The sequence below is a fragment of the Thermocoleostomius sinensis A174 genome (genome assembly GCF_026802175.1).
Lineage (GTDB): Bacteria > Cyanobacteriota > Cyanobacteriia > Elainellales > Elainellaceae > Thermocoleostomius > Thermocoleostomius sinensis.
Genome location: NZ_CP113797.1, coordinates 4,185,469 through 4,198,128, shown reverse-complemented (window position 1 = coordinate 4,198,128; position 12,660 = coordinate 4,185,469). Strand labels below are relative to the sequence as shown.

The window sequence follows — 12,660 nt, the reverse complement described above, 5'->3', positions numbered from 1 at the left end:
CGTAGACAAGATTGCATCAAATGTAACTTGTTTAGTCAACAAATTACGGCACTATTGGTAGTTAAAATTGCCTTGGGCTTTTTGAGTAGCACCGATTCATGCGCGTTGGCAAGCTAAACATTCAGCTTTTCGGTTGACAGTTGGCAAAATTCATGTATACCTACCTTAATATCAATACACAACAGCCAAGAAATTGTAATCATAAACAGTAACTCTCAAATAACAGACTCAATTGGTAGTTTCTCAGACCAATTTAGTAATTGGAAGCCTTTAATTTCGTCTAGCAACTTCTCTGCTCGATCAAAATCGGGACATCCAATTACTAAACTTCATAATCTAATTCCTACTAGTCGTCTTTGAAATAAATAGGTTTAAAGTTATATTCAGATAGATGAGATGAACTGGATGAATCTCACTTCCTAACTACCCTTAAAAGCTGTAAGGAATTCCTGGAAACAATGACTGAATCCACGCCGACTCCATTAACTGGGAAAGCACTCCTTCAAAAGGTAAAGGAACTTTCTCATTTACCCCGACGAGAAAAGGCAAGGCGTTGCGGGTACTATACTGTTGGAAAAAATAATCAAACGCGAGTCAATTTAGCGGATTTTTTTGAGGCGTTGTTGGAAGCAAAGGGAACAACGCTAGACGCCGAGGGAGCGAAAGATGGTCGGGGTCGTGAGCCAACTTATCGGGTCAGCGTACACAAAAATGGTCAAATCGTTATCGGTTCTACTTATACCGAGAAAATGGGTTTGAAGCCAGGCGATGAATTTGAAATCAAGTTAGGCTACAAGCATATCCACCTGATTCAGATTGACAGCGATCGTAATGGCTTTGTAGATGAGGACGAGGAATAGCATTCCATTTATTCAAATAATTATGCATGAAAGTATGTAGGCAGTATTACTTCTGTGAAACAGCGGACATTCCGATGAGAGTCGATTCAGAGTAGACGAAGTAATTATTGCTTTTTAGCTTAGTTCTGAGTATTCAAAGTGTACCCCTGAATTTTGAGACAGTACAATTAGGTAGTTCTATCTATCCTTGAACCGCCTTGCTCGGAGAGTGCTAAGTGCTAAACGACTTGTTACCGACTTTCTATTGCTCTCTTCGTTCGAGTTGTGATTTGCTATCCTTGTTTCCGGCTTCTACCCAAGTTCCAGCCCTGACCAAGTTACTGCTTTTTTTCTTGGTTTGGATGGTAGTTTGGCTACCGTTGGCAGCAATCCTAGCAGTTGTCTTGAAATGGAATCCCTTGCAGCCTTCAGCAACTGCTAATCACAAGATTCCTTTAGTTGTCTCGCTTTATGCCGTTGCACCCGTCGCCATTTGGGTTGTTTCGGGCTTTAAACGGGCGTTCTGGACAACCTATGGACTTGGGCAACCTTCCACGCTGGTATCCTTTGGTGTTGGGGCAGTTATAGGGACGGTTGGATTAGGGGGGCTATTCTTTCTACAACAACAGTTTGGCTGGGTAAAGCTGGGGCGATCGGACGCTATGGTATCAACAGATTTGCCAATTGAACCAGAAGACTTGACAGAAATTGGAGCAGTCCAGTCTGAGTCTCTTGCCTTGGTGGCGATCGTGGGACTGGGACTGTGGGTCAGCACGATCGAGGAACTCGTGTTTCGAGGATTCTTGTGGAACCAGCTTCAGCAAGATTATGCTCCTTGGGTTGCAGCAACAAGTGTCAGTGTGTTGTTTGCCATGCTGCATTGGGTGTGGGACGGACGTAAAATTCTGCCGCAGTTGCCTGGGCTTTGGCTGATGGGAATGGTGCTTTCGTTGGCTCGTTGGGCAGATCAGGGACAATTAGGACTAGCGATCGGGCTTCATGCCGGATGGATTTGGACTCTAGCCAGTTGCGATCGCTGGCATCTAGTGCATTACTCGAATCAAACCGCAAAGTGGCTCACAGGATTTGATAATCACCCATTAGCAGGGGTGATGGGATTAGGGTTTCTATTGCTGACCGGAATCGGGTTATGGACGGCGGCGTATCGTTAGCAGTGTCACGGGGTTGAGAGGTTGAAAGCGCGTCAAGGTAGCAATCGGAATCGATCGAGACAGTTGCACTTGTAACCATTGAGCCTCCCAGGCAGGAGCCGTCTGTAACCAATTGAGGGCCACCGTCAAATGCTCCAACGTTGCCAGGGCAACAACAATCGTGCCAGAGATATGTAGTCGCTGGCTACATTGATGCAAAATTTCATGAAGTTTGCCGCTGCTGCCGCCAATAAAAATTCGATCGGGTTGCGGAAGATCTTCTAGGACAGTTGGCGCAGAGCCGTGCACACTGGTAATGTTTTGAACGTTAAACCGCTGGCTATTTTGCTGAATCAACGAAATCCCGATCGCCGTTTGTTCAACGGCATAAATTTGCGAGCTAGGAAATAATCGAGCCATTTCGATCGACACCGATCCGGTTCCTGCCCCAATATCCCAAATGGTTTGATGAGGCTGCAATTTCAACTCGCCCAACACCAGCAGCCGCACCTCTCGTTTCGTCATTAACCCTGGGCGATCGGGAAAACTAAGAAACTGATGGTCGGCAATGCCCAGGGCAGGAAGTGAGTCTAACGTTGCAGCCAGTGCACTGGCATCGCGTAGCAGAATTACTACGTTCAAGGGCGCAAAGCTCTCATCTACCACAGCTTCTGGACGGAAGCAACGAACCTGCTCATCATTGCCACCCAAATTTTCACAGACCCAAAGCTGGTAAGCCCAGGGTAAATTCAACGCGAACAAGAGACGGGCGATCGCTTGGGGGGTATTGGTTTTATCGGTCAAAATGGCAATTTTTTCCGCACCTTGTTGGAGCACCCGGGACAGTTCATCCAACGATCGTCCGTGTGCACTGATAATCTGCGCATCTTGCCACGCTACTTTTACCCGACTAAAGGCTAGCTGGACTGAACTAAGGTGAGGATGAAACGTTAGTTGTTCTGCCGGCAATTCTGCGAGCAGCAACCGCCCCAGCCCAAAAAATAGCGGATCACCAGAGGTCAAAATCACCATCAGAGGCGGTTGTTCAGGACAATCGTTAGAGATTTGTAATTGTTCCTTGATGTGTTGAATCGCTTGACGGAAGTCGCCCAACACCCACCGCTCACCTGCATAATCGGAAAGATAACTGAGATGGCGATCGCTTCCGATTAGGAATGTAGCTTGTTGCAGCAGGTGCTTAACTGGTGCAGACAACCCATCTACACCGTCTAGACCAATGCCAACCACATGGATTGGGGTCATCGCGCTTCCGGCTCGGGTACATCAAACAGTACGGTAGTCATATAGCGATCGGCCCACTCAGTACCGAAGGCTTTTTCTAAAACGCGGCGAGTTTTATCATTCTGCTGCTGTTGCGTACAGTAGTATTGCTGTCCAGCTAAAATCTCCGATTGGGTTTCGGGGGTTGGAGGCATGGCTGTTGCCTGCTGACAATGAATCTGAAGGAAGGCTTCCACCCGCGATAGAAACTGAGCTTCTTCCTCTGCACTACCCGGACGAATCAATACGCAAAACTCGGAAAAAATATCACCCCAGGCTGGCACGGTGCGCGCTTGCGAAAATTCTGGGATTGGCAAAGCATGCAGAGCCGATCGATAGACATCCGGTAAGCGGCGATCGCGGCTGACTGGGGACAAATCGGCAATAGCCATGCTCACTTGTCCGCGCCCACCGACTAAATCAGCACCAAACATTGGTAGGGCATACTCCGGACGCGGAAACATTACACAGTGCAAAATATCCAACGAATTACCAACTTTAGCGAGTTCCAGATGCAGCTTACGAAATTGCGGAGTTTGATAACACTGATTTTCAATAATCAGCTTTTCGCCCTCTAGCCGTCCCTCCACATAGCCCAAGTCTTCAGGAAGCTGATAGGGAGATAGATCGAGATAGCGCTGCCAAACCGACTCAATGACATCGGCAAGCTGATGAATCAGAGGATGCTGTTGTTCGCGGATCGATCGAGTAGTTGAAGAAGACATATAAACCAAACAGATGTTCAAAAGGTAAATTTGAAGCAATAAAAGCCCAAAAGGGAGTCCGTCGATAAGTTAAAACATATTTCAGCGAGAGATCAAAGCCTTCCAAGCCCTCACGCTTAGCACAATGTCCAACTCTCTAGAATACTTTGAAATTGATCTTCCTAAGGACAGCAAGGCGCTGGCTCTGATTCAAACCCATCTGCTAGTTGATCTTGTCAATTTTGGTTCGGTCAAATCCTTTTAAGATAGCCCTGATATAGCCTTGATGTTAGATGCGACGGCGCTCTGGTCAACTGGACGCTGCAACCAACCTCGAGCCTATCTTGGATCGGCGATTTAAGAAGCCTGACACTGCCTTGATTGTTTTGTTTTCGATCGCTTGATACTAATACAATTAATATAATTCCAACGCGAAAAGCCTGCTGGTGCAGGCCTCAATGTTACAAGATTGCAATCTTTAAAAGCTCATTTATGAGCACGAAAAACCAGATTGACAGTTACTTATCTGCGCGAGAATAATCGTCTTGGAATCGAATAATATCATCCTCTCCGAGATATTCGCCATTCTGCACTTCGATTAACACCAGCGGGATCACCCCGGGGTTTTCCAACCGATGCTTCGTGCACGCCGGAACATAGGTCGATTGGTTACAAAATAGCAGCTTTTCTTCCGAACCGCAGAATACACGAGCCGTACCTGATACCACAATCCAATGCTCGCTGCGGTGGTGATGCATCTGTAAGCTGAGGCGATGTCCTGGCTTGACTTCAATGCGCTTAATCTTGTAACCGTTGCCTTCCTCTAGAACGGTGAAAGACCCCCAGGGGCGTAGTTCAGTCGCTGCCACGCCCTTGGCAACAGCTGGGTTTGGGACAGATAGCGCTGTTGGTTGCGTCACTTCTTTCGGTTGAGCCACAATTTTTCTCCTTGAGACTATTGCAAAACGGAAGTTCTGATGAACTTTTTCAGATGACTCTTCTAACAAACAGGTCTCTGCTATCTCCAAGCACTCCATAGCGCTTTGGTGAAAGTTTAGACATGCCTAGTCAAGAATTGAATCAGGAACCCCACGCAAAGTTCCAATGGGAACACGAACAAGCCCAACACCCATACAAAGGTCAGAGTCATCCCTGCCTACCCTACTAGAAGCAGGGATTTAGCGTTCGGGGGTTCAATAGACCGCAAGTAAAGATAACAAAATTCTTTTGGTTCTCGGTAGCCTTGGATTACTGAAACGACGCTTTCTACATGTACTCTTCACACGCAGGACGGCCTGTTCAAGCCCATTTAAAGTTAAGTTTTTTCACTAGGTAATTTTGCTGATATAGGCTAAGAATCAGGTTGGACAAAGACGCCGATGCCATTATGAACTTGGGCGGCTGTGGCTGGAATTCGATCGAGTAGTCGTCCACCTAGATACAGTGCTGTTGAGCTACCTCCATCTAAATTCAGTGCGTTTACGGCTCCCATCTGCTGCATGAGTTGAGCGGTTTCTGCCAGCGTTGGCCCAGACCCACCGATGCGATTATGAATGGCTGCCAACAGTAGGTTGCCCTCAGCCGTGGTGGCAATGACGCTACGAACGGCTCCTTGTTGTTGAAAAGCGGTCGAAAACTGTTCGCCTTGAGCGTTGAGAACAATTTGACGATTTTGTACCAGTAGTGGACCTGCCCCGACCACATTGGGATAACGATCGAACTCAGCTGGTTGGGTAGCGGCTTCGATTTCAATGCCCGTCCCCACAGACAAAGCGTTAAAGGCGGCATCGTTTCCACGAATTACCAATAAGTACCCATCGCTGGGAATGGGGATTGGGTTTTTACCAGCGGCTCCGGACTGCTGTTGTTGGGTGACTCGATCGTTACGAACTGTGACAATGCGTTCATTGTCCAAAATTGGGGTGTAAGTTGTTCCCCACTCTTGGGTATGTCGATAAACACCAAGCCCCACATAGCCGCTATTGAGATAGACCACGGGCAATTGTTGTCCTGTGGAGGTCTTCAACGTCTCTTGCAGGTGTAATCGTCCCACAGTGATATCGCCCGTATCTGACCAGGCGATCGCCCCTCGGTTTAAGATCGGCCCTGAAATCCAGCGAAAATCACGACGAATAGCGCCCAAGGGAAGTTGATTGTTGCGGTTAAAAAACCCACCATTGATGGCGGCGGCGGCCTGAATCGACTGCGCGGTAGACAATAGAGGAGCCGTACCAACGACCGTGGAAGCATGGCTGACGATCGGCTTGAGCGTAATGCCTGGTTGCCGAGGGTTAATATTTAGCGTTACCACGGGAAAACTACTGTTGCCCAGCTTCACAAACTGCTGCTTCCAGCGGATGCCGGGGGCCCAAAGGATATCGCGTTCTACGAGCGAATCGGGACGAACATCAATTAACAACCGATTAGGGTCTGGAATTGCCCAAACGCGAGGACGAATGCCCGCCGCCATTCCTACTCGAATTACCGTACGGTTGTGGCTAGTTTCCACTTTGGTCGAGGTGATGCGGTTGCCTGCCGTTGGTTTAAAGGCACGGAGGATGGCAGGGGAAACCTGGGCGTCCAGGGTGACGATCACAGCACCTGGTTGTTCATCAACCTGCCACGGCGTCGATCGATCTAGATCTATCACAATTCGATCGCCCCAACTTTGGCGGCCTTGCCGCACCCCTGTCACCCTAGCGGTAGGTGTCGTAATCTGTAGTGTTCCACCATTGGTTTCAAGCTGCCAGCTAAAATGCTGCGGTAAATCTGTAATGTCCAAATATCGAATCGGGCCACTGCGCCACGTAGGTAAGACGATCGGGTTGACTCGCTGATCGGAAAACCATTCGATTGGCTGCTTAGACACGTCGGCGGTACTCAGTAAATCAACCCCAATGAGTTGCAGCAAGGATGTATCCGAAACACCAATGCGGTTTTGGCGTTGGCTCCAGGCAACGGGATAGGCACGCCCATTGAGAATGACCTGATTGCCTTGTTGGGTGATGACAGCCGGCTCAAACACCTGCGCAAATTGAAAGGCCCGTCCCATCGACGACAGCAGCCCGGTTTTCCAATCGGTGACAACTGGCGAGGGAAGCTGAAGCACCTGCGCAATGCTAGGCTGCCGGATCAATAGCAGACACACCACCATCACCAACAGGGGCACAAAGACAAGGGTGTCTGGGGAGTGATTGGCTGGACTCCTAGATAGGGAGACACTGACAGGGCGAGGATAGCGCGATCGATCACGCCGATCCCGACGACGACGAGTTCTAGTTCTGGCCACGATTCTCAGAGCTTATCCAAACATTCCTAAAAACACGTTTCTACAGCATTCCTCACCCTTGTTTAAATTGCCGCTATTTATTCACAAATTGTTGCTATTCTGTCGATTACGTAATCAAACTGTGTCAGTTCTGTGTTGATTTTAAAAATAGACAGTCAAACAGATAGTCAGACCCCGTTTGGTGCTGGGCTGCATCCCTGCCTCGCATGAGCCTCACAAAGCCTGAGCAAACGGTCACTCTCATCACCTTATGCAGGTAAAGATTAGCCTCATAATAGATGGGTACTATTCCGGACAATAGAGGCGATCCCTCACCCAATCAGGGAGGCTTCAAAATCGGTTGCAGGCTGAAATAGGGGTCAGGTACAGAGTTTGGAGATTAGTGAGGCCAAAGTGCTGCGAATGGCAACCGCGTCAAGGATTGCAAAGCATAGTTAAACTCTATTAAGATGCTTAATCTGTTCTATTTAAGATTGTGTGTAGCGTCAAGGATGACATTTGGGTTTACTTGACTGCTAGACCTACCCCTCGCCCTGTTAAAGACGAGTGAGGAGACTTTGCAGGCTTCAATTAAGAAATGCCCTAAGGGAACGATCGACAGTATTGAAAGTTGGTAACGTGCATGAAGAACAAGATGCCAGAAAGATGACCCTGAGGTTGTCAAGGTTTGTGGTCAATTTTTAAGGTTTACTCGTTGCAGAGCGCAGTTCGTGTATTTCATCGGGAGTAGGAGAAGCGTGAATCAACCTATGCTGCATCATCAGGAATCAGAAGTTGGATATGTCGGTCAACGTTGGCTTGTCGAAGAACGCGATGCCTGTGGGGTCGGTTTTATTGCCGATCAACATGGGCGTGCTAGTCATTCGTTAGTCTCCAAGGCGTTGATAGCGGCTACTTGCATGGAACACCGAGGTGGATGCAGTGCCGACCAAGACTCGGGCGATGGGGCAGGGTTGATGACGGCAATCCCCTGGAACTTGTTCACTGATTGGCTCTCTTGTCAAGCAATCGCGGTTCCTGCGATCGATCAGCTTGGCGTAGGGATGATGTTTCTGCCGGCCATTGCCGCAGATGCGGCGATCGCGCGTGACATCGTTGAGAAAGCGCTCTCTGAGGTGAACCTTATCCCTCTAGGCTGGCGGATTGTGCCGGTTAAACCAGAAGTCCTTGGTCAGCAGGCAAAGGAAAACCAACCGCAGATTGAGCAGCTTTTGGTGCAGTCTACTCAAACGGGCGACGAGCTAGAGCGACTATTGTATTGGGCCCGTAAGCGCATCGAGAAAGCCATGAGTCAACAGGCTCAACAAACGCCAGGGCTACAAGACTTTTACATTTGCTCATTTTCGAGCCGCACGATTGTCTATAAAGGCATGGTGCGATCGGAAGTGTTGGGATTATTCTACGAAGACCTGGCAAATCCCCTGTACGAGAGCGCCTTTGCCATCTACCATCGTCGCTTCAGCACCAATACCATGCCCAAATGGCCGCTGGCACAACCGATGCGGTTTTTGGGGCATAACGGCGAGATCAATACGCTGCTGGGCAATATCAACTGGATGATGGCACGGGAGGCTGGATTGGCTGATCCGCACTGGGGCGATCGGTTGGCAGACCTCAAGCCGATTGTGAATGCTGAGCAAAGTGACTCGGCTAACCTCGACAGTGTCACCGAACTATTGGTACAGTCGGGGCGTCCGCCGCTGGAAACGGTGATGATGCTAGTGCCGGAGGCCTACCAAAACCAACCCGACCTTGATCAGTATCCAGAGATCGTTGATTTTTACGAGTACTACAGTGGGCTACAAGAACCCTGGGATGGCCCTGCCTTGTTGGCCTTTAGTGACGGAAAACTAGTCGGTGCAACACTTGATCGCAACGGCTTGCGACCAGCCCGTTACTGTATCACCCGCGATGGCTTGATTGTGGTGGCATCGGAAGCTGGTGTGGTAGACATTCCCGAAGCCGAGATTGTGGAAAAGGGGCGCTTGGGACCAGGACAGGCGATCGCCGTAGATTTGCAAACCCAGGAAGTGCTGAAAAACTGGGATATTAAGCAGCGCGTAGCCCGGGCCCGTCCCTATGGGCAGTGGCTCCAAGCACATCGGCAAGACCTGTCACCCCAACCTTTCTTGGATGAACCCTTCATGGTAGCTGAAAATCTGCTTCAGCACCAAACTGCCTTTGGGTACACCACCGAAGATGTGGAGATGATTATTCAAGAAATGGCGGCCCAGGGCAAGGAACCCACTTTTTGCATGGGGGATGATATTCCACTGGCAGTGCTATCAAGCAAGCCCCGGTTGTTGTACGACTATTTCAAGCAGCGCTTTGCGCAAGTGACGAACCCGCCGATCGATCCCCTGCGGGAAAGTTTGGTGATGTCGCTGTCGATTCAACTAGGTGAACGAGGCAATTTGCTCGACGCAAAGCCGGAATACGCCCATCTGCTGAAGCTGAATTCTCCAGTGCTAAATGATCCAGAACTCGAGCAAATCCGTCAGTCGGGCTTTGACACGGCCACCCTCTCAACCCTATTTCGGATTGCCGATGGACCAGATGGACTACAACATGCTGTCAAAAATCTGTGCCAACAAGCAACGGCTGCGGTGCACGACGGCAAGAAAATTCTGATTCTCAGCGATCGCGTCAATGCGGCTGGAGACCCAACGACTCTCAGCGAAGCGTTCAGCTACATTCCGCCGATGCTGGCTGTGGGCGCGGTGCACCATCACCTGATTCGGCAAGGCCTACGCATGAAAGCCTCGATCGTAGTTGATACAGCGCAATGCTGGAGCACTCACCACTTTGCTTGTTTAGTTGGTTACGGAGCTAGCGCCGTTTGTCCGTATTTAGCCTGGGAAACTGTGCGACACTGGTGGGCAGATGGTAAAACTCAAAAGCTGATGGAAACCGGCAAAATTGCCAAAATTAGCTTGGCTGGGGCGCAGCATAACTATCGTAAAGCCGTCGAGGCAGGGTTGCTGAAAATTCTCTCAAAGATGGGCATTTCGCTGTTGTCTAGCTATCAAGCGGCGCAAATTTTTGAAGCAATTGGTATTGGTCCTGATCTGCTAGCGTTGGGCTTTCAGGGCACGGCTTCGCGACTGGGTGGTTTGAGTGTGGCCGATCTAGCACAGGAGATCATCACATTCCACAGTCGCGCCTTCCCAGCGTTGACCACCAAAAAGCTGGAGAACTTTGGCTTCTTTAATTACAAACCCGGTGGCGAGTACCACATGAATAGCCCGGAGATGGCTAAGTACTTGCACAAAGCGGTAGCCGACAAGAGCATTGACCACTACGCTCTGTACCAAAAGTACATGGAAGGGCGACCAATCACAGCCCTGCGGGATTTGTTAGATTTCCAAAGCGATCGCCCCTCTATTCCAATTGAAGACGTTGAACCCGTGGAGGAGATCGTTAAGCGCTTCTGCACAGGGGCAATGTCGCTGGGATCGCTGTCCCGTGAAGCCCACGAAACCCTAGCCATTGCCATGAACCGATTGGGCGGCAAATCTAATTCTGGTGAGGGCGGCGAAGATCCGATGCGTTACCAGACGATTGGCGATGTCGATGAAACAGGGCGCTCTCAGCAATTTCCTCATCTGAAGGGATTACGCCATGGCGACACGGCCAGTTCGGCCATCAAACAAGTCGCATCAGGACGATTCGGCGTCACTCCAGAATATTTGATGAGCGGTCGGCAGCTAGAAATCAAAATTGCACAGGGGGCAAAACCCGGTGAAGGTGGCCAGCTACCCGGTAAGAAAGTCAGCCCCTACATTGCTATGCTGCGTCGATCGAAACCTGGTGTGACCCTAATCTCGCCGCCACCGCACCATGATATTTACTCGATCGAAGACCTGTCACAACTGATCTTTGATCTGCACCAAATCAATCCACAAGCCAAAGTCTCGGTGAAGCTAGTGGCAGAAGTGGGGATTGGGACGATCGCTGCTGGAGTGGCCAAAGCCAACGCCGATATTATTCAAATCTCTGGTCATGATGGTGGGACAGGCGCATCGCCGCTCAGTTCTATCAAACATGCCGGTGTTCCCTGGGAATTGGGACTGACTGAAGTGCATCGGGTACTGATGGAAAATCGTCTGCGCGATCGAGTATTGCTGCGAGCAGATGGCGGCATGAAAACCGGATGGGATGTAGTGATGGCGGCGCTGATGGGAGCCGAGGAATACGGCTTCGGGTCTGTGTCGATGATTGCGGAAGGCTGCATCATGGCCCGCATTTGTCACACCAACAACTGTCCAGTGGGCGTGGCCACACAACAAGAGAAACTGCGGCAGCGCTTTACCGGCACGCCTGAACATGTCGTGAATTTCTTCTACTTTGTAGCCGAGGAAGTTCGATCGCTGTTGGCACGGTTGGGCTATCGTTCGTTGACCGACATCATGGGACGATCGGATTTGCTGAAGATGCGGGATGGCGTGTCGTTGACCAAAACCCAAGCCCTGAATCTGAACTGCCTAACCAATCTCCCCGACACGCGCACCGATCGTAGTTGGTTGCAGCATGAGGATGTACACGGGAACGGCTATGTCCTGGACGATGAAATCCTAGCAGATGCCGATATTCAGAATGCAATTGCCCATCACGGTACGGTCAGCAAAACCTACAAGATTGTCAACACCGATCGATCGGTGGCGGCACGAGTATCGGGAGCGATCGCCAAACAGCACGGCGACACAGGCTTCACAGGACAAATTGCGCTTAACTTTGAGGGATCGGTGGGGCAAAGCTTTGGAGCCTTTATCCTCCCTGGCATGATTGTGCGGTTGTCAGGCGAAGCCAATGATTATGTGGGGAAAGGGATGCACGGTGGCGAAATCATCATCCACCCTCCTGCTGAAGCCACTTATACCCCGTCTGAAAACGTGATTATTGGCAATACCTGTTTATATGGCGCAACGGGCGGTGCATTGTTTGCCGTGGGCCAGGCAGGTGAACGCTTTGCAGTTCGTAACTCTAATGCTCAGGCGGTAATTGAAGGCACAGGCGATCACTGCTGCGAATATATGACGGGTGGCGTTGTTGTTGTACTGGGTAAATCCGGGCGTAACGTGGGCGCTGGTATGACGGGCGGCTTAGCTTACTTCTTTGACGAAGACGGTAGCTTCCCCACCAAAGTCAACCCGGAAATTGTCAAAGTACAGCGGGTTGTCACACCAACTGGTGAGCAACAGCTAAAAGCTTTGATTCAAGCCCACGTCGATCGCACAGGTAGCCGCAAAGCCCGGTTCATTCTCGACAACTGGAGCGAAGCCCTGCCGAAGTTCTGGCAAGTGGTACCACCATCGGAAGCCGATAGCCCTGAAGCCAATCCCAATGCAGCAGTTGCGGAAAAGGTGCTGACTCCGGTGCAGTAGGCGCGATCGACT

General features: G+C 50.1%; 7 protein-coding genes. 3 read left to right on the top strand and 4 right to left on the bottom strand.

The annotated features are described in order from the left end of the window. The first annotated feature begins 458 nt into the window (after nucleotides 1-458). On the top strand, nucleotides 459-860 hold the full coding sequence (locus tag OXH18_RS18155) for an AbrB family transcriptional regulator (RefSeq protein WP_268608652.1): 402 nt from the start codon (nucleotides 459-461) through the stop codon (nucleotides 858-860). Nucleotides 861-1,129: 269 nt separating this feature from the next. After that, nucleotides 1,130-2,011, top strand: coding sequence for a CPBP family intramembrane glutamic endopeptidase (locus OXH18_RS18150; RefSeq protein WP_268608650.1), 882 nt, complete (start codon nucleotides 1,130-1,132; stop codon nucleotides 2,009-2,011). Here the strand turns inward: OXH18_RS18150 and cbiE are convergent. The 4 genes from cbiE to OXH18_RS18130 all read right to left on the bottom strand — a co-directional run bounded on the left by cbiE (nucleotide 1,988) and on the right by OXH18_RS18130 (nucleotide 7,264). Next, nucleotides 1,988-3,253: a precorrin-6y C5,15-methyltransferase (decarboxylating) subunit CbiE gene (gene cbiE, locus OXH18_RS18145; RefSeq protein ID WP_268608649.1), complete on the bottom strand. Its 1,266-nt coding sequence runs from the start codon at nucleotides 3,251-3,253 to the stop codon at nucleotides 1,988-1,990. The two genes, OXH18_RS18150 and cbiE, sit on opposite strands and share 24 nt — an antisense overlap. Continuing rightward, a complete protein-coding gene (locus OXH18_RS18140) occupies nucleotides 3,250-3,996 on the bottom strand; it encodes a phycocyanobilin:ferredoxin oxidoreductase (RefSeq protein WP_268608645.1) in 747 nt (248 codons plus the stop codon). The genes cbiE and OXH18_RS18140 overlap by 4 nt, the downstream gene beginning before the upstream one ends. Before the next feature lie 497 nt (nucleotides 3,997-4,493). After that, nucleotides 4,494-4,913, bottom strand: coding sequence for a phosphomannose isomerase type II C-terminal cupin domain (locus OXH18_RS18135; protein ID WP_315874602.1), 420 nt, complete (start codon nucleotides 4,911-4,913; stop codon nucleotides 4,494-4,496). 413 nt (nucleotides 4,914-5,326) lie between these two features. Beyond that, entirely contained in the window at nucleotides 5,327-7,264 is a 1,938-nt protein-coding gene (locus tag OXH18_RS18130) for a phosphodiester glycosidase family protein (protein ID WP_268608643.1), read from the bottom strand. Between the two features lie 749 nt (nucleotides 7,265-8,013). Here OXH18_RS18130 and OXH18_RS18125 point away from each other — a divergent pair. Beyond that, nucleotides 8,014-12,648, top strand: coding sequence for a glutamate synthase-related protein (locus OXH18_RS18125; protein ID WP_268613209.1), 4,635 nt, complete (start codon nucleotides 8,014-8,016; stop codon nucleotides 12,646-12,648). The last annotated feature ends 12 nt before the right edge of the window (nucleotides 12,649-12,660 follow it).

Excerpts from the sequence above, each read along its gene's own strand:
- OXH18_RS18155 (WP_268608652.1), top strand. The coding sequence starts at position 459 with ATGACTGAATCCACGCCGACTCCATTAACTGGGAAAGCACTCCTTCAA.
- cbiE (WP_268608649.1), bottom strand. The coding sequence starts at position 3,253 with ATGACCCCAATCCATGTGGTTGGCATTGGTCTAGACGGTGTAGATGGG.
- OXH18_RS18140 (WP_268608645.1), bottom strand. The coding sequence starts at position 3,996 with ATGTCTTCTTCAACTACTCGATCGATCCGCGAACAACAGCATCCTCTG.
- OXH18_RS18125 (WP_268613209.1), top strand. The coding sequence starts at position 8,014 with ATGCTGCATCATCAGGAATCAGAAGTTGGATATGTCGGTCAACGTTGG.